General features: G+C 71.1%; 18 protein-coding genes. 6 read left to right on the top strand and 12 right to left on the bottom strand.

What is annotated here, in order from left to right; all coding sequences use genetic code 11:
* Nucleotides 1–222: 222 nt before the first annotated feature.
* The 3 genes from ilvC to ACFQU3_RS15895 all read right to left on the bottom strand — a co-directional run bounded on the left by ilvC (nt 223) and on the right by ACFQU3_RS15895 (nt 3,700).
* Complete coding sequence (gene ilvC, locus ACFQU3_RS15905; protein ID WP_385911471.1) at nt 223–1,251, bottom strand: ketol-acid reductoisomerase; 1,029 nt, start codon at nt 1,249–1,251, stop codon at nt 223–225.
* Between the two features lie 68 nt (nt 1,252–1,319).
* Nucleotides 1,320–1,832: an acetolactate synthase small subunit gene (ilvN, locus tag ACFQU3_RS15900; RefSeq protein ID WP_385911469.1), complete on the bottom strand. Its 513-nt coding sequence runs from the start codon at nt 1,830–1,832 to the stop codon at nt 1,320–1,322.
* Nucleotides 1,833–1,834: 2 nt separating this feature from the next.
* Complete coding sequence (locus ACFQU3_RS15895) at nt 1,835–3,700, bottom strand: acetolactate synthase large subunit (RefSeq protein ID WP_385911467.1); 1,866 nt, start codon at nt 3,698–3,700, stop codon at nt 1,835–1,837.
* A 358-nt stretch (nt 3,701–4,058) separates the two neighbouring features.
* On the opposite strand from ACFQU3_RS15895, the gene ACFQU3_RS15890 reads away from it, so the two are divergent.
* Nucleotides 4,059–5,021, top strand: coding sequence for a GNAT family N-acetyltransferase (locus tag ACFQU3_RS15890; RefSeq protein ID WP_385911465.1), 963 nt, complete (start codon nt 4,059–4,061; stop codon nt 5,019–5,021).
* Nucleotides 5,022–5,030: 9 nt separating this feature from the next.
* Nucleotides 5,031–5,453: an SRPBCC family protein gene (locus ACFQU3_RS15885; protein WP_385911464.1), complete on the top strand. Its 423-nt coding sequence runs from the start codon at nt 5,031–5,033 to the stop codon at nt 5,451–5,453.
* A gap of 142 nt (nt 5,454–5,595) precedes the next feature.
* Here the strand turns inward: ACFQU3_RS15885 and ilvD are convergent, their stop codons facing one another.
* From ilvD to ACFQU3_RS15865, 4 genes are all read right to left on the bottom strand, one after another.
* Nucleotides 5,596–7,296, bottom strand: a complete 1,701-nt coding sequence (gene ilvD / locus ACFQU3_RS15880; RefSeq protein WP_385911462.1) for a dihydroxy-acid dehydratase — start codon at nt 7,294–7,296, stop codon at nt 5,596–5,598.
* A 71-nt stretch (nt 7,297–7,367) separates the two neighbouring features.
* Nucleotides 7,368–7,901 (bottom strand): SixA phosphatase family protein, encoded by a 534-nt coding sequence (locus ACFQU3_RS15875; protein WP_385911460.1) that lies wholly within the window; start codon nt 7,899–7,901, stop codon nt 7,368–7,370.
* Between the two features lie 60 nt (nt 7,902–7,961).
* Entirely contained in the window at nt 7,962–10,025 is a 2,064-nt protein-coding gene (locus ACFQU3_RS15870; protein WP_385911458.1) for a YhgE/Pip family protein, read from the bottom strand.
* Nucleotides 10,022–10,645: a hypothetical protein gene (locus tag ACFQU3_RS15865; protein ID WP_385911456.1), complete on the bottom strand. Its 624-nt coding sequence runs from the start codon at nt 10,643–10,645 to the stop codon at nt 10,022–10,024. Before ACFQU3_RS15865 ends, ACFQU3_RS15870 begins: the two co-directional genes overlap by 4 nt.
* Nucleotides 10,646–10,740: 95 nt before the next feature.
* Between ACFQU3_RS15865 and ACFQU3_RS15860 the strand changes: the two genes are divergently transcribed.
* Entirely contained in the window at nt 10,741–11,370 is a 630-nt protein-coding gene (locus tag ACFQU3_RS15860; RefSeq protein ID WP_385911454.1) for a TetR/AcrR family transcriptional regulator, read from the top strand.
* A 24-nt stretch (nt 11,371–11,394) separates the two neighbouring features.
* On the opposite strand, the gene ACFQU3_RS15855 is transcribed toward ACFQU3_RS15860, so the two are convergent.
* The 3 genes from ACFQU3_RS15855 to ACFQU3_RS15845 form a co-directional block, all read right to left on the bottom strand.
* On the bottom strand, nt 11,395–11,691 hold the full coding sequence (locus tag ACFQU3_RS15855; RefSeq protein WP_385911452.1) for a MoaD/ThiS family protein: 297 nt from the start codon (nt 11,689–11,691) through the stop codon (nt 11,395–11,397).
* 17 nt (nt 11,692–11,708) lie between these two features.
* Entirely contained in the window at nt 11,709–12,791 is a 1,083-nt protein-coding gene (locus ACFQU3_RS15850) for a WD40/YVTN/BNR-like repeat-containing protein (protein ID WP_385911450.1), read from the bottom strand.
* A gap of 90 nt (nt 12,792–12,881) precedes the next feature.
* Entirely contained in the window at nt 12,882–13,823 is a 942-nt protein-coding gene (locus ACFQU3_RS15845; RefSeq protein ID WP_385911448.1) for a 2-hydroxyacid dehydrogenase, read from the bottom strand.
* 70 nt (nt 13,824–13,893) lie between these two features.
* On the opposite strand from ACFQU3_RS15845, the gene ACFQU3_RS15840 reads away from it, so the two are divergent.
* The 3 genes from ACFQU3_RS15840 to ACFQU3_RS15830 all read left to right on the top strand — a co-directional run bounded on the left by ACFQU3_RS15840 (nt 13,894) and on the right by ACFQU3_RS15830 (nt 16,566).
* Nucleotides 13,894–14,556 carry an MOSC domain-containing protein gene (locus ACFQU3_RS15840; RefSeq protein ID WP_385911446.1) on the top strand — a complete coding sequence of 221 codons (663 nt, stop codon included), beginning with the start codon at nt 13,894–13,896 and terminating at the stop codon, nt 14,554–14,556.
* A gap of 41 nt (nt 14,557–14,597) precedes the next feature.
* The gene (locus tag ACFQU3_RS15835) at nt 14,598–15,779 is read left to right on the top strand and encodes a PQQ-dependent sugar dehydrogenase (RefSeq protein WP_385911444.1); all 1,182 of its coding nucleotides are present in this window, start codon (nt 14,598–14,600) and stop codon (nt 15,777–15,779) included.
* 112 nt (nt 15,780–15,891) lie between these two features.
* Nucleotides 15,892–16,566, top strand: a complete 675-nt coding sequence (locus tag ACFQU3_RS15830) for a DUF937 domain-containing protein (protein ID WP_385911442.1) — start codon at nt 15,892–15,894, stop codon at nt 16,564–16,566.
* A gap of 95 nt (nt 16,567–16,661) precedes the next feature.
* On the opposite strand, the gene gatB is transcribed toward ACFQU3_RS15830, so the two are convergent.
* Together gatB and gatA are read right to left on the bottom strand one after the other, a co-directional pair.
* Nucleotides 16,662–18,209, bottom strand: a complete 1,548-nt coding sequence (gene gatB / locus ACFQU3_RS15825; RefSeq protein WP_385911440.1) for an Asp-tRNA(Asn)/Glu-tRNA(Gln) amidotransferase subunit GatB — start codon at nt 18,207–18,209, stop codon at nt 16,662–16,664.
* Nucleotide 18,210: 1 nt separating this feature from the next.
* Nucleotides 18,211–19,740, bottom strand: a complete 1,530-nt coding sequence (gene gatA / locus ACFQU3_RS15820; protein ID WP_385911711.1) for an Asp-tRNA(Asn)/Glu-tRNA(Gln) amidotransferase subunit GatA — start codon at nt 19,738–19,740, stop codon at nt 18,211–18,213.
* Nucleotides 19,741–19,809 lie beyond the last annotated feature (69 nt).

Genomic DNA, 19,809 nt, shown 5'->3' with positions numbered 1-19,809 from the left:
GCGATGTGCCGCAGCCACTCTAGGCGCTCGGCGAGCGGAGTTCACGGGTTGTAACCAACATGTGAACAGCAGTTTCGAGGCACCCGCGCGTCTTGGTCTGTGGACGCGTCGTCCCGTATGCCGGGACTGCCGGCCGGAGATCGGGCTGGCGTGGAGGGGCCCAGAAGGCAGACGGCCGGCCACCCCGCGTTCGGGTGGCCGGCCGTCAGGCGAGCGACGCGGTCAGCGCGCGGCCGAGCCCTCGGTGTAGTCGGAGTCGGTCTGCTTGACCCACGCCATGAGCTTGCGCAGCTCGCGGCCCGTGGCCTCGATCGGGTGCTGGGCACCCTTCTCGCGCAGCTGCTTGAACTCCGGCGCACCGGCGTCCTGGTCGTCGATGAAGCGCTTCGCGAAGGCGCCGTTCTGGATGTCCGTGAGGACGGCCTTCATGTTCTCCTTGACGTGCGGGTCGATGACGCGCGGCCCGGAGACGTAGTCGCCGTACTCCGCGGTGTCGGAGACCGACCAGCGCTGCTTGGCGATGCCACCCTCGATCATGAGGTCGACGATGAGCTTGAGCTCGTGGAGGCACTCGAAGTAGGCGACCTCGGGCTGGTAGCCGGCCTCGACGAGGGTCTCGAAGCCGTACATGACGAGCTGGCTCGCGCCACCGCAGAGGACGGACTGCTCACCGAAGAGGTCGGTCTCGGTCTCCTCGGTGAAGGTCGTCTTGATGCCGCCCGCGCGCAGGCCGCCGATCGCCTTGCCGTACGCCTTGGCGAGGTCCCACGCCGTGCCGGACGCGTCCTGCTCGACGGCGAGGAGCACGGGCACGCCTCGGCCGTCGGCGAACTCGCGTCGGACGATGTGGCCGGGGCCCTTGGGGGCGACCATGAGCACGTCGGCGTCGGCCTCGGGCTTGATGTAGCCGTAGCGGATGTTGAAGCCGTGGCCGAAGAGCAGCGCGGCGCCGTCCTTGAGGTTGGGCTGGATGTCGTTGGCGTAGACGGTCCGCTGCACCTGGTCCGGCGTCAGGATGACGACGAGGTCGGCCTCCCTGACGGCGTCGGCGACGGACGAGACCGCGAGGCCCTCCGCCTCGGCCTTCGGCCGGCTCTTGCTGCCCTCGGCGAGGCCGACGCGCACGTCGACTCCGGAGTCGCGCAGGTTGAGCGCGTGGGCGTGACCCTGGCTGCCGTAGCCGATGACGGCGACCTTCTTGCCCTGGATGACGGACAGGTCGGCGTCGTCGTCGTAGAACATCTCGGCCATGGTGGCCTTCTCCTTCGGTTGCGGTGTGCGGTTGGTCTTGGTGGTTCGGTTCGAGTGGAGGCGCCGGGTCAGGCGCTGCGCAGGCTGCGGTCGGTGATCGAGCGCGACCCACGCCCCACAGCGACCATGCCGGACTGGACGAGCTCCTTGATCCCGAACGGCTCGAGGACGTCGAGCAGGGCGCGGAGCTTGTCGGAGTTGCCGGTCGCCTCGATGACGACGGCATCGGTCGTCACGTCGACGACCTTGGCCTTGAAGAGCTGGATCGTGTCGATGACCTGGCTGCGGGTCGCGGCATCGGCGCGGACCTTGACGAGGAGGATCTCGCGCTGCACGGAGGCGTGCGGGTCGAGCTCGACGACCTTGAGCACCTCGATGAGCTTGTTGAGCTGCTTCGTCACCTGCTCGAGGGCGGCGCCCTCGACCTCGACCACGACCGTGATGCGCGAGATGTCGGGCAGCTCGGTGGGACCGACCGCCAGCGAGTTGATGTTGAAGCCCCGGCGCGAGAAGAGCGCAGCGACGCGGGTCAGGACGCCGGGCTTGTCCTCGACCAGCACTGACAGGGTGTGCTTGCTCATGGTCAGTCCTCCCGCTCCCAGACCGGCGCCTCGTGGCGCGCGGCCTGGATCATGTCGTTGCTGACGCCCGCCGGGACCATGGGCCACACCATGGCGTCGCGGTGCACGATGAAGTCGATGACGACGGGACGGTCGTTCGTCTCGAGCGCCTGCTTGATGACGGCGTCGACCTCCTCCGGCGTCTCTGCGCGCAGGCCGAGGCAGCCGTAGGCGTCGGCGAGCTTGACGAAGTCGGGCACCCGCTGGCTCATCGGCTGCAGGTCGGTGTTGGAGTAGCGCTCGTTGTAGAAGAGCGTCTGCCACTGGCGCACCATGCCGAGCGAGCTGTTGTTGATGATCGCGACCTTGATCGGGATGTTGTTGATGACACAGGTCGCGAGCTCCTGGTTGGTCATCTGGAAGCAGCCGTCACCGTCGATGGCCCAGACGGTGCGCTCGGGCTCGGCGACCTTGGCGCCCATGGCCGCCGGGACGGAGAAGCCCATCGTGCCGAGGCCACCGGAGTTGATCCAGGCGTTGGGGCGTTCGTACTGCACGAACTGCGCGGCCCACATCTGGTGCTGGCCGACGCCCGCGACATAGGTCGCCTCGGGACCCGAGAGGGCGCCGATGCGCTCGATGACGTACTGCGGGGAGAGCGTGCCGTCCTCGCTGTCGGTCCAGCCGAGCGGGAACGTCTGCTTCCAGTCGGCGACGCGAGCGCGCCAGGCTGTGTAGTCCCAGCCGTGCTCGGGCCCGTCGGCCGTGGCGCGATCGAGCGTCACCTGCTCGATCAGGTCTTTGATGACCTCGCCCACGTCACCGACGATCGGCACGTCGGCGACGCGGTTCTTCGAGATCTCGGCGGGGTCGATGTCGGCGTGGATCACCTTGGCGTGCGGTGCGAACGTCGACAGCTGACCGGTGACGCGGTCGTCGAAGCGAGCGCCGAGGGCGATGATGAGGTCCGACTTCTGCAGGCCCGTGACGGCGGCGACGGTGCCGTGCATGCCGGGCATGCCGAGGTTGAGCGGCTCGCTGTCGGGCACGGTGCCGCGAGCCATGAGGGTCGTGACGACCGGGATCTGGGTCAGCTCGACGAGGCGGCGCAGCTGCTCGCTGGCGCGCGCCCGCACGACGCCACCACCGACGTACAGGATCGGCCGTTTCGCCGCTGCCATGAGGCGTGCGGCCTCGCGAATCTGCTTGCCGTGCGGGCGAAGCACGGGTCGGTAGCCGGGCAGGTCGATGGGCGGCGGCCAGGAGAACGTCGTCTTCGCCTGGAGCGCGTCCTTGCTGATGTCGACGAGGACGGGGCCCGGGCGGCCGGTGCTGGCGACGTGGAAGGCCTCGGCGATGGCCTGCGGGATCTTCGCCGCGTCGGTCACGAGGTAGTTGTGCTTCGTGATCGGCATGGTGATGCCGCGGATGTCGGCCTCCTGGAAGGCGTCGGTGCCGATCGCGGCGCTGGCGACCTGGCCCGTGATCGCCACCACCGGCAGCGAGTCCATGTGGGCGTCGGCGATCGGCGTCACGAGGTTCGTCGCGCCCGGACCCGAGGTCGCCATGCAGACCCCGACCTTGCCCGTGGCCGCTGCGTAGCCCTCGGCCGCGTGACCGGCCCCCTGCTCGTGGCGCACGAGGATGTGGCGGACCTTCTTGGAGTCGAGCATCGGGTCGTACGCCGGCAGGATCGCGCCGCCCGGGATGCCGAAGACGGTGTCGCAGCCGATGGCCTCGAGGGAGAGTACGAGCGCCTGCGCCCCGGTGACCTCGCGGGCCGGTGTGACGGCCTCGGCGGGCTTCGCCTCCGCCGTGGGTCGGGGACGGGCCAGGGAGGCCACGTCAGCGGGCGATGGCGCCTGCTTCGTCGTGTCGCTCACGATCATTTCCTTGTCTCGAGCACGTCATGTGTCCTGCCGTGTCTGGCTGACTCCACCCACAAAAAAACCCTTCGGTCCCATGGCGGGACGGAAGGGAGCGCGCTGACCGGTCGGGCTGGTCGGCGCGCTATGGAAGTACGAGGAGTCGGGCCACGGGTCAACCGTCCTACGCGGCCACACCGGTGTCAATCGGCCGTCACTGGCGTCTCAGGATGTGACCTCGTGATCTCACCCACTGACGGCTGACCAACCCTCGCGACGGGCGGGCGAAAGTGGGTTGTCGGCACACCGGCCGCTCGCGACACTGGCGGCAGTGACCGGGCACCGTGGCCGACGGGTGCCGACGAGCATACGAGGAGATCTCATGACCGCCGCCTCCGTCGAGCCCGTAGACCTGCACCTGCCCCACAGCGCCGCAGACCTCACCGAGCGCCCGCTGACGCGCGACGACGCGGCCCCCGTCGCAGAGCTCATGGCGGCGTGCGAGCTGCACGACGTCGGCGAGGTCCTCATCGAGGAGGCCGACATCGTCCGAGACTGGCAGCGACCGGCCTTCGACCTCGCCACGCAGTCCGTGGGCGTCCTCGACGGCGACCGGCTGGTCGCGTACGCCGAGGTCTACAAGGGCCGCTGGGCAGACGCGGCCGTCGACCCGGCATACCGCGGACGGGGGCTGGGGACCGCGCTCTCGCGCTGGACCCGCGCCGTGGGAGCTCGGGACGGCGGGACGATCGTCGGGCAGCCGGTGCCCGGCAGCTCGGCCGGCGAGCGGCTGCTCTCCTCGCTCGGCTACCGCAACCTGTGGACCTCATGGGTCCTCGAGATGCCCGCGGGACGCACGATCACGCCGCAGCCGATCCCGGACGGGTACGCGATCGTGGAGCCACGCGACGACGCCGACCTGCGCGCGGCGTGGACCGTCAACGAGGACGCCTTCCTCGAGTGGTCCGTACGCGAGCGGACGACGTACGACGAGTGGGCGGCCACCATCACGCGGCGGCCCGGCTACGAGCCGTGGCAGCTGCGCCTCATGGTCGACCCCGCGAGTGAGGTCGTCGGCATGGCCTTCGTCATCGTCTCCGGCGGATGCGCGTACGTCGACAAGCTGGCCGTGCGGCGTGACGAGCGGGGCCGCGGGCTCGCCAGGGCGCTGCTCGTCGACGCGTTCGAGGTGGGCCGGTCGCACGGCGGCGACCGCTCGGAGCTGTCGACCGACTCGCGCACCGGTGCCCTCGGTCTCTATGAGAAGGTCGGCATGCAGGTGACCTCGATGTGGCGCCACTGGGCGGCCGACGTCGAGCCCGCACCGGTCGCCGCGCACGGCTGAGGAGGCACCGTGGAGCAGAGCATCACCGTCGACATCGACGCACCCGCCTCCCGAGTGTGGGCCATCCTCAGCGACGCCGAGCGCTGGCCCGAGTGGACCGAGACGGTGCGCAGCGTGACGCTGCACGACGGTGTGCTGCGCCTGGGTGCCACGGCGACGATCGACCAACCACGCCTCCCGACCGTGCGATGGACCGTCACCCGCTTCACCGAAGGACACGAGTTCACGTGGGAGTCGGGTGGGCCGGGAGCCAGGACCGTCGCGCACCACCGTGTCGAGGGCACAGGTCCTGGCCGGTGCCGGCTCCGCCTGTCGGTGAGCCAGTCGGGCGTGGTCGGGTCCCTGGTCGGACGGCTGTACCGCGGCCTGACCGACCGTTACCTCGCGATCGAGGCCGCCGGACTCAAGGCTCGCGCCGAGTCCGCCGGCTAGGTGTAGTCGCAGCACCCTCGCCTGCCCCACCGAGCCGGGCTCTCCCGCAACACACCGAGAAACCGCGAACGCACCGGGAACGGATCCCGGTGCGTTGCGAACTGCTCGGTGTGTTGCGGGTCGGTGTTGCGGATCGGATGGCTCAGTCGCAGACGGCCCCGCGGCTCGCGCTGCCGACGAGCTTGCGGTACTTGGCGAGCACGCCGCGCGTGTACTTGGGCTCAGGATGCGTGACCCCCTCGGCACGGCGCCGGTCGAGCTCCGCGTCGTCGACGAGCAGGTCGAGAGTGCCGCCCGCGACATCGAGCCGGATGCCGTCACCGTCGCGGACGAAGGCGATCGGGCCCTCGTCGACGGCCTCGGGCGCGACGTGCCCGACGCAGAGGCCCGTCGTGCCGCCGGAGAAGCGCCCGTCGGTGAGCAGCAGGACGTCCTTGCCCAGGCCGGCGCCCTTGATGGCGCCGGTGACGGCCAGCATCTCGCGCATGCCGGGGCCGCCCTTGGGGCCCTCGTAGCGGATGACGACGACGTCGTTCTTCTGCAGCGAACCCTGCTCGACGGCGTCCATCGCGGCGCGCTCGCCGTCGAACACGCGGGCCGTGCCCTCGAAGACCGACTCGTCGAAGCCGGCCGACTTCACGACCGCGCCCTCCGGGGCGAGCGATCCCTTGAGGATCGTGAGGCCACCGGTGCTGTGGATCGGCTCGGACAGGGCCCGCAGGACCTTGCCGTCGACGTCCGGCGGGTTGATGTGGGCGAGGTTCTCGGCCATGGTCTTGCCGGTCACGGTGAGGCAGTCACCGTGCAGCAGACCAGCGTCGAGCAGTGCACGCATGACGACGGGGACGCCGCCGACGCGGTCGATGTCGGTCATGACGTACTGCCCGAACGGCTTGACGTCGGCGAGGTGCGGCACCTTCGAACCGATCCGAGCGAAGTCGTCGATGGTCAGGTCGACGTCGGCCTCGTGGGCGATGGCGAGCAGGTGCAGCACGGCGTTCGTCGACCCGCCGAACGCCATGACGACGGCGATGGCGTTCTCGAACGCCTCCTTCGTCATGATGTCTCGGGCGCGAATGCCCTTGCGCAGCAGCTCGACCACGGCCTCACCCGACTTGCGGGCGAAGCCGTCGCGGCGACGGTCGGTGGCAGGCGGGGCGGCGGAGCCCGGCAGCGACATGCCGATGGCCTCGGCGACCGAGGCCATCGTGTTGGCGGTGTACATGCCGCCGCACGCGCCCTCTCCGGGACAGATGGCTCGCTCGATGGCGTCGACGTCCGCGCGGGACATCCGGCCGGCGGCGCAGGCCCCGACGGCCTCGAAGGCGTCGATGATCGTCACCGTCTTCTCGGTGCCGTCGGAGAGCTTGGCGATGCCGGGAAGGATCGAGCCGGCATACAGGAAGACCGACGAGAGGTTGAGGCGCGCGGCCGCCATCAGCATGCCCGGCAGGGACTTGTCGCAGCCGGCGAGCAGCACAGAGCCGTCGAGCCGCTCGGCGTTCATGACCGTCTCGACGGAGTCGGCGATGATCTCGCGCGACACGAGGCTGAAGTGCATGCCCTCATGGCCCATCGAGATGCCGTCGGACACGGAGATGGTGCCGAACTCGAGCGGGTAGCCACCGCCTGCGTGGACCCCGTCCTTGACGGCCTTGGCGAGCCGGTCGAGGGAGAGGTTGCAGGGAGTGATCTCGTTCCACGAGCTCGCGACGCCGATCTGCGGCTTGGCGAAGTCGTCGTCGCCGAGGCCTACCGCCCGGAGCATCCCCCGCGCGGCGGTCTTCTCGAGACCGTCGGTGACGTCGCGGCTGCGGGGCTTGATGTCAGGCGTCTGCGTCATGCTCAGCAGCATAGAACCGTGTCCGCTGGGTGGACACCGCATCTCACGGCCTGATCGGCGCGCGCGCCGCCTCAGTCGTGGTGCCCGCGGCTGACGTGGAAGCGGGTCAGGGCGCACGATCCGGCGTCGATGTCGGCCCACTCCCCCTTGTAGGTGAGCACCGCCAGCCCGCTCGTCACGAAGCCCTCGGCGAGCGCCTCGTGCGCCTCGCGCGACCCCTCGCCGTCGGTGAGCAGGCTCGTCAGCTGCGCGACGGTGGGGTTGTGGCCGACGACCAGGACGGTGGAGGTGTCGCCGGCGTCCTCGCGGAGCGTCTCCAGCGTCTGCTCCGAGCCGCCGAGGTAGACGCTGCGGCGGTACTCGACGAACTCCGCCTTGGCCCCACCGTGGCACGCCTCCTCCCACGTCTGGCGGGTGCGGTGCGCGGTCGAGCAGATGACGAGGTCGGGCACGAGCCCCTGGTCGCGCAGCCACCTCCCGGCCGCCTTGGCGTCACGACGGCCGCGGGGGGCGAGCTCACGGTCGTGGTCGGCCTTGCCGCGGCCCTCCTCGGCCTTGGCGTGGCGCATGAGGATCAGGGTCTTCTCTCTTGCGGCACTGCTCATACGTCAAGAGCATGCTCGGGGGTCGCCGCTTTGTCAGCCCCGGACACGCCCGCTTCGGTGTCACAGGCTCAGCTGGGGCCTGATCCGGGCCGGGGTCCACACCCGCGAGCGTCGCGCGGCCACCGTCGAGACCGTGAGCGCCCCGACGAGGTATGCCGTGAGGACCCCGAGGTCGCCGGCCACCGGCGCGAGGTCGGCCCCGTACATCAGCCGCCGGAGGCCGTCGATGGCGTACGTCATCGGGACGACGTGGTGGATCGCCTGGAGCGGACCCGGCAGCGTCTGCCACGGGAACGTGCCGCCCGCGCTGACCAGCTGCACGACCATGAAGACGAGCCCGAGGAACTTTCCGACCGCGCCGAGGCGGGCCGCGAGGGCGTGCAGGATCGCGACGAACGTCATCGAGACGGCGCCGAGGAACAGCAGCGCGAGCAGGGGGTGCGCGACCCGGATGTCGAGGGCGAGCGACACGACGAGGTAGAGCGCCACGGTCTGGGCGATGCCGACCGTCACCGGCGCGAGCCAGCCACCGAGCGCCGTGCGTAGCGAACGCTGGCTCGTCGCGAGGGCCCGGGTCGATAGCGGGCGCACGAGCACGAACAAGGTGTAGGCGCCGATCCACAGCGCGAGGCTGAGGAAGAGCGGGGCGAGACCGGCGCCGTAGGTCCCCGCCGCGGCCATGCTCGTCGACGTGACGTCGACGGGGTCTCCGATCGTCTCGGCGGTTGCCTTGCGTTGCGCATCGCTGGGGTTGGGCACGGCATCGCGACCCTTGGCGAGCTCGGAGTGCAGCCGGGCAGCTCCCGAGGCGAGACGGTGCACGCCGTCCTCGAGCCCCGCGACACCGGTCGCGAGCGCGTCCCCGCCGGATGCCGCCTTCGTCGCACCCGCTTGGAGCCGAGCCGACCCGGCGACGAGCCGGCCGAGGCCGCTCTCGAGAGCGGCCGAGCCGTCGCGCAGCCGGCGCGCCCCGGAGGCAGCCTTGCCGATGCCGTCCGTCAGGACGGGGGTGGCTTCGGCGAGGGAACGGGCGCCCGTCGCGACCTGGGCTGCGCCGGCCGCGAGACGATCGAGGTCGGCGGACGCCTCCTTGGCTCGGCCGTCGGCGGTGTCGACGAGGCTGTCGACGCGGTCGAGGCGCTGGTCGACGAGGGCGAGCTGTGCGTCGTCGAGACCGGCGGCTCGCAGCTGCGCCAGCAGGGCCTGACGTTGGTCGCCGAGACCGACCTTGAGGTCGCTCGTGACTCCCGCCACCTTCCGCCCGATGCCGGCGATCTCCTCGTTGCCCGCGGCGACCCTGGCCGCGCCGTCGGCGAGCCTGTCGGTCTGGGCCGGGAGCGCCGCGGTGCGCTGCTCGAGGGTGCCGAGGCCGGAGGCGAGCGTCGTCGCGCCGGACTGGAGGCGCTCGGCACCGGACAGGACGGCGGTCGCGCCGTCGTGGAGCCGAGCAGCCCCGCTCGCGAGGTCGTGCAGTCCCGAGGCGAGCGACCGCGCCCCCGACGAGGCCCTCGCCGCGCCGTCCTCGGCCGTGCCGATGCCGTCGCCGAGCCTCCCCGCACCGTCGACGGCCTTGCCGAGGTCGTCGTGGATGTGGTTGAACCCGAGCAGGAGCCGGTCGGCCGCCGTCTGGCTGACCTGCGAGGCGACCGAGGCACTCACCTGCTTGATGACGGTGTTGCCCATGATCGTCGTCATGTAGTTGTTGGCGTCGTTCGTCTCGAGCAGGACCGTGGCCGGGCGCGGCGTGAAGTCGGCGGTCGCCGCGAGGTCGGCCGAGAACGTCGAGGGCAGCAGGACGGCGAAGGAGTACCGGCCGTCGTGGACCCCTTGGAGCGCCTCGGTCCGCGAGACCCTGTGCCAGTCGAAGGACCGTGACTCGACGAGGTGGTCGGCGACCTCGTCACCGACCTCGAGCGTCTCGCCCGTGGGCAGCGTCGCGCCGGTGTCGTCGCTGGCCACGGCCGCGGGGACCTGCGGCAGGGCCGCATACGGGTCGTGGTTGGCGCAGAGGTACAGCCCGCCGTAGAGGGTCGGGATGACGGTGAGCGCGACGACGCCGAGCCGCGCGAGGCGCGAGGAGGTCAGGCGCCGCAGCTCGGCGACGGCCAGTCGGACGGGGTTCATGCGCTCACCCGGTCGGAGGCCAGGGGACGCAGCGTCGTGGCGATGGCCGGCGAGCAGAGGACGATGACCGTCAACCCACCCTCTGCGACGGCACGGGCGGCCTCGAACCACTCGTACGGGTCGCCGCCGTGGCGATCGGGGCCGGCGAGGACGAGGACGCGAACCTGCGGGTGCCATGAACCGAGCTCGAGCAGCAGCCGCGTGCGCAGGCCGGGCGGCAGGCTCTCCCAGCGGCGAGCGGCGAGGGCGGTCAGGTCACGGTCGGCGAGGAAGATGGCTACGTCCTTTCGCGACGACGGCCGCTCGGCGAGCGCGAGCTCCTCGGCGACGACGGCGCGGAGTGGGAGCGAGTCCTCGGGCGCCGTCACGTCGGGCACGTCGACGAGGCGGGTTCGCAGCTGCAGGTGCGACCGGTGGCTCGAGTCGCCGATGCTGATCGACCCGCCGAGCAGGTCGACGCGGCCGCCGATGGCGAGGGCGAGGGCGACCTGCGAGACCCCCGGGTCGACGCCGACGACGGTGACATCCCCCGGAGGGGCTACGAAACCCACTCGGGACACGAACGGCTCGTGGGTGCCCTCGACCGACACGTCGCGCGCGATGACCTGGCGCTCGTTCACGCTTGCACATCCTTCCGGCGAGGCGATCCCGCCTTTCGATACGAGTATGCATCCACTACACCCATGTATCCAATGCGAAGGCGTATCCTGCGCGTATGCCATCCGTCACGTCCCCCAAGCCGACCTCGACCCGCATCACCGCCCGACGCCAAGCCACCCGCGACCGGGTGCTCGACGCCGCGAGCGAGGTCTTCGCCGAGCGCGGGTTCCACGGGGCGACCGTCGAGGACATCTGCGAGCGCGCCGGCTTCACGCGTGGCGCGTTCTACTCGAACTTCTCCTCGAAGGACGACCTCGTGCTCGAGCTGTCCCGACGGCATTCGGAGGCCCTCGTCGACCGGATCCGGAGGGCGAGCAAGCGTGAGAGCGGCAGCGCCGAACAGGTGCTCCGTGATGTCTTCGCGGCGCTAGCGGACGAGACGCGTGGCAAGGAGCAGTGGCTGGTACTCACGACCGAGTTCACCCTCCACGCCATCCGCGATGCCGCAGCCCGCCGTGCGTGGGCCGCGCAGCAGCGGCGCGTGCGTGACGAGCTCGTCGCCGTCGTCGACGAGGCCGTCGCCCGGCAGGGGCTCACGCTGCCCATGTCGACCGAGCTGTTCGTGCGTGCGGCCATCTCCCTCGCCCAGGGCACGATGACGCAGCGTCTGGTCGAGCCGCGGTCGCTCGCGGTCGGCGAGCTCGAGCGGACCGTCCTGCCGATCCTCCTCGGCGTCGACACCTGACCCGTCGTGGCCCGGTGCGGCGCGTCAGCCGCCTGAGACGGCGTTGATGATGTGGACCCTCGCACCCGCCGGGACCGGCGCCCCGATGCCCTCGCCCCGCGTCGCGTCCTCGCCGTTGACGAAGACCTTGACATGGCGGCGGATCTGACCCCGCTCGTCGCGCACCTTGCCGTCGAGGATGCGGTGCTCCGAGAACGCGCGGTCGAGGAGCTCGGCCACCGTCTGGCTCTCGGCCGGCGACTCCACCTCGATCTCCGCCAAACCACCGACGAGGTCGCGCAGCATGCCCGGCAGGATGATGCGGACGGGAGCGGACGGCATACGGGACCCCTTGGTACTCAGGCGAGCTGGGCGGCGCGGACGACGAGCACGTCGGGCAGCTGGGTGGCGATGCGCTGGAACGACTCCCCCTCGTCGGCCGACGCGAACACGTCACCGTTGCGTGTGCCGAGGTAGACGCCGACCGGGTCTGCCGAGTCGAGCGACGCGGCATCGCGCAGCACGCACGTGTAGCTGTGGTCGGGAAGGCCCGTGGCCAGCTGACGCCAGGTCGCGCCCGCGTCGTCGGACCGCTGGACCTGCAGCTGTGCGTCCGGCGGGATGCGCTCGCCACCGTCGGCGACGGGAACGACCCACACGACCCCGGGCTTGCGCGGGTGGGCCAGGATCGTGAAGCCGAAGTCGGTGGGGAGCCCGTCGGCGATGGAGTCCCAGCTCGCGCCGTTGTCGTGGGAGCGATAGACGCCGTTGTGGTTCTGCGCGAAGAACTCTCCCTCACCCTGCCCGCGCGCCACCTTGTGCACGCACTGGCCGTACTCGGGGAACTCGTTGTCGGGCATGAACCCCGCACGGATGCCGGGGTTGCTCGGCGCCCAGGTGTCGCCGCCGTCACCGGATCGGTAGACGCCGCCGGTGCTCATCGCGACGAGCAGCGACTCGGGGTTGCCCGGCTCGGGCAGGATCGTGTGCACCGCTCCCCCGCCGAAGCCGGGCTCCCACGTGGGTCGGTGCGGGTGGTCCCACAGGCCGCGCACGAGCTCGTAGTGCTCACCGCGGTCGGTGCTCTTGAAGAGGGCGTGCGGCTCGACACCGGCCCAGACGACGTCGGAGTCGTTGGGATCGGGCGTGAGCTGCCAGACGCGCTCGAGCGCGGTGTCGGTGTCGGTCGGGAAGGCGAGAGCGCGATCGGCGCTCTCGGTCCACGTGCGACCGCCGTCGGTCGACGCCTGGACCGTCGGTCCCCAGTGCCATGACTTCACGCCGGCGAGGACGGTCGAGCGTCCCTCGCGGGTGTCGACGGCGACCGACGCGACCTCGCTCATGAGGAAGTGCGGGCCTTCGATGCTCCAGTCCTGCCGATCGGTGCTGCGGGCGATCCAGAGCCCCTTGCGCGTGCCGATGGCAACGATGGTCTCGGTCATGTTGACAGTGTCCACTATGCCCGAGAGCGGGACAAGGGTTCGGGCCGTGGCCCAGCGTCCGAACGGCTCGGTCGCGGTGTGGGCGGGCGCTCAGCCTGCCCGGTTGACCGCGTTGACGGGCGGTCGACCTGCGAGCATCGCCTGCACCTGTCGACGCACGAGCGCCTTCGCCCGCGGACGCATGGCCTGGGTCGCTCCGCCGATGTGCGGCGTGACGAGCACACCCGGAGTCGTCCAGAGCGGGTGGTCCGCAGGCAGGGGCTCGGGGGCGGTGACGTCGAGCGCGGCGCGTAGCCGCCCGGACGCGCACTCGGCAACGAGGGCGTCGGTGTCGACGACGGGCCCGCGGGCGACGTTGACGAGGAGGGCGCCGTCCGGCATACGACCGAGGGTCGCGGCGCAGAAGAGCCCGCGCGTCGCGTCGGAGAGCGGCACGATGACCACGACGACGTCGTGATCGGGCAGCAGGTCGGGCAGCTCGTCGATGCCGTGGACGTGCGGCACCACGTCGTCGCCGGCGCGGGCCTGTGACGCGACGGCGGTGAGCGACACCTCGAACGGCGCGAAGCGACGTGCGATCGCCCGCCCGATCTGGCCGTAGCCGACCACGAGCACGCGGCTGTCGGCCAGAGCCGAGCGCAGCACGAGTGGTTCCCACGTCGAACGCGCCTGCGACTCAACGAACTTCGGGATGTCGCGGATCGAGGCAAGCGTCAGAGTCAGGGCCAGCTCGGCCGTGGACGCGTCGTGCACCCCGGCCGCATTGCACAGCGTGACGCCCTTCGGCACATCAGGCAGGAACTCCTCGTATCCCGCGCTCTGGAGCTGGACGACCTCGAGTGCATCGAGCCCGCGCGCGATGTCGGCCAGTCGGAGCCGGGTCATGTACGGCATGACGGCGAGCCGGATGTCGGCACCCCGCTCGTGCGGCTGCGCCATGTCCCAGACGACGACGTCGACCCCGTCCAGGTCGGCGAGCGCCTCGGCGTACTCGCGATCGGGCACGGACACGACGAGCGGGGTGGCAGCCATGCGGCCACGCTAGATGACGACCGCGAGGACCACGGCGGGAGTCCACTGCCACGTGACTAGGCTCGCGCAGGTGATCACCCGCCCGCACGTCCTGTCGCTCAGCTCGGGTCGGCGCACCCCGACCCCCGGCGGTGGCCGACCGACGGCCATCGACAAGAAACCCGTCGACTCCTTCGAGGTGCGCGACCCCGGGCCGAAGCACGGCGGCCTCGGCAGCGGAGTCGTCGGCGACGAGATCGGCAACCCGAAGCACCACGGCGGCGCACTCCAGGCGGTCTACGCGTATCCCCGGGAGGATCAGGAGTACTGGGAGCGACAGATCGGGCGACCCATCGTCCCAGGCGGATTCGGCGAGAACGTCACGACGCTCGGCGTCGACACGACGCATGCGCGTGTCGGCGAGCTGTGGCGGGTCGGCGACGTCGTGCTGCGCGTCGAGGTGCCGCGCATCCCGTGCGCGACGTTCGCCGCGCACATGGGTGAGCCTCGCTGGGTGCGGCGGTTCACGGAGGCCGGCCGGACCGGCGCGTACCTGTCGGTCGTCGCCCCCGGGACCGTGCGGACCGGGGCGGACATCGAGATCGAACGACCCGACCACGACGTCGACCTGCTCGTGCTCTTCCGTGCCCTCACGGGCGACGTCGCCGCGGCTCACCGGGTCGTCGAGGCGGGCGTCGGACACCCAGACGTACGGGCCGAGCTCGTCGAGAGCCTCGAGCGGCGCGGCGCCTAGAGCAAACCGCGACGCACAGGATGTCTGGGACACAATGAGGTATGCCGCATCCTTCCCGATCGATCGGCCGTGCCCTTGCCGTCGTCGTCGCCGTCGCCCTCGTCTCGACCGCGTGCTCGACGGCTAGGCCGACGGACTCGTCCACGAGCCCTGGGGTCAGCGACACGAGCGCGACGGCGTCGACCACGACGACCGGGTCGAGCACGACGACGTCGACGACGTCGGGCACGACGACGAGCGCTCCGGCACGCCAACCCGCCGGCCCGGTCACGTTGCTCGGCGGGATCGACATCGCCTGGTCGGTCGCGGTGCTGCCCGACGGCAGCTCCCTCGTCAGCGAGCGCAACACGGGGGACGTCTACCACCTGCCCAGGCCGGGTTCAGGTGGCAAGGCCGGCGTGGCCGGGCGGCTGCCGATCACGCGCACTGAGGGCGAGGGCGGCCTGCTCGGCCTCGCCGTTAGGGACGACTTCGAGGCCGACCCCGTCGTCTACGCGTACTACTCCACGGAGAGCGACAACCGCATCGCGTCGGTGCCCTGGCGCGACGGCCGGCTCGGTGAGCCCGACGTCATCTTCTCCGGCATCCCACGGGGGCGGAACCACAACGGGGGCCGCATCGCCTTCGGGCCCGACGGCTATCTCTACGTCGGCACCGGAGAGGCCGGTGACACTGCTCTGTCGCAGAACCTCGACTCGCTCGGCGGCAAGATCCTGCGCATCACCTCTGACGGTGAACCGGCACCCGGCAACCCGTTCGGCGGCTCCCCCATCTGGTCCTACGGTCACCGCAACGTCCAGGGTCTCGCCTGGGACCGCCGAAACCGCCTGTGGGCCAGCGAGTTCGGGCAGAACACCTTCGACGAGCTCAACCTCATCGAGCCCGGCAAGAACTATGGCTGGCCCGAGGTCGAGGGCCGCGGCGGCGACCCTGACTTCGTCGACCCGGTCGCGCAGTGGGCGACGTCCGACATGTCGCCCAGCGGCATCGCGGTCGGGCCCGACGGCGCGGTGTACATGGCCGCGCTCCGCGGAGAGTCGGTGTGGCGTGTGCCGGTCAACGCCGACGGCACCGTGGGGCAGTCGACGCGGCTGCTACAGGGCACCTATGGCCGCATCCGCGACATCGCGTTCGTGGCCGGTCGGGCCTGGATCACGACGAGCAACAACGACGGAGCCGACCGGCTCATCTCCCTGCCGCTCGCCGACGTCGGGGCACGCTGACCGGCCTGGGCGGCCACGACCGGACCGGCGCGGGCCACCCGTGACCACTGCCGCGTGACTAGCCTGTCGAACAGGAGGCGGCAGCGGCGCCGCCCGTGACGAGGAGGGCACGATGGCTTCGTACGACGAGATCCTGGACCAGGTACCGATCGACGAGCTGGCGAGCCAGCTCGGGGTCGAGCGCGACGAGGTGCGGCAGGCGGCCGAGAGCGCCCTCCCCGCCCTGCTCGGTGGACTACAGGCCAACGCCTCCGACCCGGCCGGCGCGGACTCCCTGCTCGCCGCACTGTCCGACCACCAGGGCACGATCGGCGGCCTCGACGACGTCGACGAGAGGGACGGCCGGGCCATCGTCGGCAACATCTTCGGCGAGAACACCGACCAGGTCGTGAACCAGCTCGGCGGGCTCGGCGGCTCCTCCGGTGGCCTCGTCCAGAAGCTGCTGCCGATCCTCGCCCCCATCGTCCTGTCGTGGCTCGCCAACCGGATGGGCCAAGGCGGTCTCGGCGGCATGCTCGGCGGCGCCCAGGGCGCGGGCGGCGCATCGGGATCCTCGGGGGCGACCGACGGCGGTGCGCTGTTCCCCGGCGGTGCCGGAGCCGGGAGCGGTCCGGTGCAGGCGCCCGGCAGCGCGACCTCGACAGGGACCGCCTCGAGCGGCTCGAACCCCCTGCAGGACATCCTCGGCCAGGTCCTCGGCGGTGGCGGCGGCGGTTCGTCGTCCGGCGGCGCCGGCGACATCCTCGGCGGTCTTCTCGGGGGACTCCTCGGCGGCGGGAAGCGCTGACCCCGGACCGTCGAGAGGCCAGTTCCTGCCCCCGTCAGGGGGCGTGAACTGGCCTCTCGCCCGACGTGAGGCCACGAGACGTGGCCTCTCGACGGTTACTGGAGCTTGGCGAGGATGAGCTCGCGGGCCCTGCCGGCATCGGCCTGGCCCTTCATCTCCTTCATGACCTGCCCGATGAGGGCGCCGGCCGCCTGCACCTTGCCGTCGCGGATCTTCGCGGCGACGTCGGGGTTGGTCTCGATGACCTTGTCGACGGCGGCCTCGAGGGCGCCGTCGTCCTGGACGAGCTCGAGGCCGCGGGCATCGGCCACGGCCGTCGGCGTGCCCTCCCCCGCGAGCACGCCGTCGAGCACCTGTCGCGCCATGGAGTCGTTGAGCCGACCCGACGTGACGAGTCCGTCGAGCTCTGCGACGTGCGCGGGCGTGAGACCGAGCTCGGCGGCATACGTGACGATGTCCTGGCCCTCGGCGTTCGCGCGGCGCGACGGCTCACCGAGCCACCACTTCTTGGCCGCGCCCGCGCTCGCGCCCGCAGCGACGGTCTCCTCGATGAGCTCGACCGCCCCTGCGTTCATGACGTCGCGCATCTCGAGGTCGCTGTAGCCCCAGTCGGACTGGAGGCGCTTCCGGCGCTGTCCGGGGGGTTCGGGCAGGGTGGCGCGCAGCGCCTCGACGGTCTCGCGGGTCGGCGCGACGGGCACGAGGTCGGGCTCGGGGAAGTAGCGGTAGTCCTCGGCGTCGGACTTGACGCGACCGGACGTCGTGACTCCGGTGTCCTCGTGCCAGTGGCGCGTCTCCTGCAGGATCGAGCCGCCGGTGTCGAGGATCACGGCGTGGCGGGAGATCTCGTAGCGCACGGCCCGCTCGACGGATCGCAGGGAGTTGACGTTCTTCGTCTCGGTGCGCGTGCCGAACGGGACGGCGAGCTGCTCGCTGCTCAGCGGGTCACCGACCTTCGGGCGGAGCGAGACGTTGGCGTCGCAGCGCATCGAGCCCTGCTCCATCTTCACGTCGCTGACGTCGAGCGCCCGCAGCAGGTCACGCAGGGCGGAGACGTACGCCTTGGCCACCTCGGGTGCGCGCTCCCCCGCCCCGACCATCGGCTTCGTGACGATCTCGATGAGCGGGATGCCGGCACGGTTGTAGTCGACGAGCGAGTGGTCGGCGCCGTGGATGCGGCCGGTGGCACCGCCGATGTGCAGCGACTTGCCGGTGTCCTCCTCCATGTGGGCGCGCTCGATCTCGACGCGGTAGATGCTGCCGTCCTCGAGCTCGACGTCGAGGTGACCGCCGTACGCGATGGGCTCGTCGTACTGCGAGGTCTGGAAGTTCTTCGGCATGTCCGGGTAGAAGTAGTTCTTCCGGGCGAAGCGACACCACTCGGCGATCTCGCAGTTGAGCGCGAGACCGATCCGGATGGCCGACTCGACCGCCTTCTCGTTGACGACGGGGAGAGCTCCCGGCAGGCCGAGGCAGACCGGGCACACCTGCGAGTTCGGCTCTGCCCCGAAGCCGGTGGGGCAGCCGCAGAACATCTTGGTCGCCGTGTGCAGCTCGACGTGGACCTCGAGGCCCATGACGGGGTCGAACTTCGTCATGGCCTCGTCGTAGTCCATGACGGCGTCGGTCGCGATGGCGGTCATGTCAGGCTCCCTTCGCAGCAGCGACGCCACCCAGCTCGGGCGCGCGGTCGAGAATCGGTCCGCCCCAGCGGTCGAGCAGCGCGGCCTCGAGGGCGGCGCCCACCGAGTAGAGCCGCTCGTCCTTCGTGGCCGGCGCGAGGATCTGGATGCCGGCGGGCAGGCCGTCCTCGTCGGCGAGACCCGACGGGATCGACATGCCGGGCACGCCGGCAAGGTTGGCCGGGATGGTGGCGATGTCGTTGAGGTACATGGCCATCGGGTCCTCGAGCTTGTCACCGAGCTTGAACGCTGTGGTCGGCGCGGTCGGGCTGACGAGCACGTCGACCTTCTCGTACGCGTTGGCGAAGTCCTCCGCGATGAGCGCGCGGACCTTCTGCGCCGAGCCGTAGTACGCGTCGTAGTAGCCGGAGCTCAGGGCGTAGGTGCCGAGGATGATCCGGCGCTTGACCTCGGGGCCGAAGCCCGCGTCGCGTGTGGCGGCCATGACCTGCTCGGCGCTCGGGTCGTCGACGCCGTCGGGCAGCACGCGCAGGCCGTAGCGCATCGCGTCGAACTTCGCGAGGTTGCTCGAGGCCTCGCTCGGCAGGATGAGGTAGTAGGCCGCCAGGGCGTAGTCGAAGTTGGGGCAGCTGACCTCGACGACCTCGGCCCCGAGCTCCTCCAGAAGCGCCACGGACTCGTCGAAGCGGGCGCGGACGCCGGGCTGGTAGCCCGTGCCACCGAGCTCCTTGACGACGCCGACGCGCATGCCGCGCACGTCGGCGGCGCGCGCTGCCTCGACGACCGGGGGCACGGGTGCGTCGATCGACGTGGAGTCCATCGGGTCGTGGCCGCCCATGACGGCGTGGAGCAGCGCCGTGTCGAGGACGGTGCGACCGCACGGGCCGGCCTGGTCGAGCGAGCTCGCGAGGGCGACGAGGCCGTAGCGCGAGACGCCGCCGTAGGTCGGCTTCGTGCCGACCGTCGCCGTCACGGCTGCGGGCTGGCGGATCGAGCCACCCGTGTCGGTGCCGGTGGCGAGCGGCGCCTGGAACGAGGCGAGCACCGAGCTCGAGCCACCGCCCGAGCCACCCGGGATGCGCTCGAGGTCCCACGGGTTGCGCGATGGCCCGTACGCGGAGTGCTCGGTCGAGGAGCCCATCGCGAACTCGTCCATGTTCGTCTTGCCGAGGATCGGTAGGCCCGCCTCACGCAGCTTCGTGACGACGGTCGCGTCGTACGGCGGGATCCAGCCCTCGAGGATCTTGCTGCCGCACGTCGTGGGCAGGCCCTTCGTCGTCATGACGTCCTTGACGGCGATGGGCACTCCGGCGAGGGTGCTGAGGCTCTCACCGGCGCCGCGGCGCTCGTCGATGGCGCGCGCCTGCGCGAGGGCGCCCTCGGAGTCGACGTGGAGGTACGCGTGCACCTGGCCGTCGACGGCGGCGATGCGGTCGAGGTGCGCCTGGGTCACCTCGACGGACGAGATCGTCTTGGTCGCGAGCGCGTCGGCCAAGGCGGCGGCGGTGGCCCGGGTCAGGTCGGTTGGCAGGTCGGTCACGTCGTTGCCTTCGGTTCGGTTCTGCTGCAGGAGGGTTCGTGCTGCCCGTGAGGGCGGCGT

The sequence above is a fragment of the Terrabacter sp. GCM10028922 genome, assembly GCF_042666095.1.
GTDB lineage: Bacteria > Actinomycetota > Actinomycetes > Actinomycetales > Dermatophilaceae > Terrabacter.
Note: the sequence above shows the minus strand (reverse complement) of the source record. Positions and strands in the feature narration are given on the sequence as shown.

What these genes read in the sequence shown, in the direction of transcription:
- ilvC (WP_385911471.1), bottom strand. Translation starts at nt 1,251, where the DNA reads ATGGCCGAGATGTTCTACGACGACGACGCCGACCTGTCCGTCATCCAG.
- ilvN (WP_385911469.1), bottom strand. Translation starts at nt 1,832, where the DNA reads ATGAGCAAGCACACCCTGTCAGTGCTGGTCGAGGACAAGCCCGGCGTC.
- ACFQU3_RS15895 (WP_385911467.1), bottom strand. Translation starts at nt 3,700, where the DNA reads ATGATCGTGAGCGACACGACGAAGCAGGCGCCATCGCCCGCTGACGTG.
- ACFQU3_RS15890 (WP_385911465.1), top strand. Translation starts at nt 4,059, where the DNA reads ATGACCGCCGCCTCCGTCGAGCCCGTAGACCTGCACCTGCCCCACAGC.
- ilvD (WP_385911462.1), bottom strand. Translation starts at nt 7,296, where the DNA reads ATGACGCAGACGCCTGACATCAAGCCCCGCAGCCGCGACGTCACCGAC.
- ACFQU3_RS15875 (WP_385911460.1), bottom strand. Translation starts at nt 7,901, where the DNA reads ATGAGCAGTGCCGCAAGAGAGAAGACCCTGATCCTCATGCGCCACGCC.
- ACFQU3_RS15870 (WP_385911458.1), bottom strand. Translation starts at nt 10,025, where the DNA reads ATGAACCCCGTCCGACTGGCCGTCGCCGAGCTGCGGCGCCTGACCTCC.
- ACFQU3_RS15860 (WP_385911454.1), top strand. Translation starts at nt 10,741, where the DNA reads ATGCCATCCGTCACGTCCCCCAAGCCGACCTCGACCCGCATCACCGCC.
- ACFQU3_RS15855 (WP_385911452.1), bottom strand. Translation starts at nt 11,691, where the DNA reads ATGCCGTCCGCTCCCGTCCGCATCATCCTGCCGGGCATGCTGCGCGAC.
- ACFQU3_RS15850 (WP_385911450.1), bottom strand. Translation starts at nt 12,791, where the DNA reads ATGACCGAGACCATCGTTGCCATCGGCACGCGCAAGGGGCTCTGGATC.
- ACFQU3_RS15845 (WP_385911448.1), bottom strand. Translation starts at nt 13,823, where the DNA reads ATGGCTGCCACCCCGCTCGTCGTGTCCGTGCCCGATCGCGAGTACGCC.
- ACFQU3_RS15835 (WP_385911444.1), top strand. Translation starts at nt 14,598, where the DNA reads ATGCCGCATCCTTCCCGATCGATCGGCCGTGCCCTTGCCGTCGTCGTC.
- ACFQU3_RS15830 (WP_385911442.1), top strand. Translation starts at nt 15,892, where the DNA reads ATGGCTTCGTACGACGAGATCCTGGACCAGGTACCGATCGACGAGCTG.
- gatB (WP_385911440.1), bottom strand. Translation starts at nt 18,209, where the DNA reads ATGACCGCCATCGCGACCGACGCCGTCATGGACTACGACGAGGCCATG.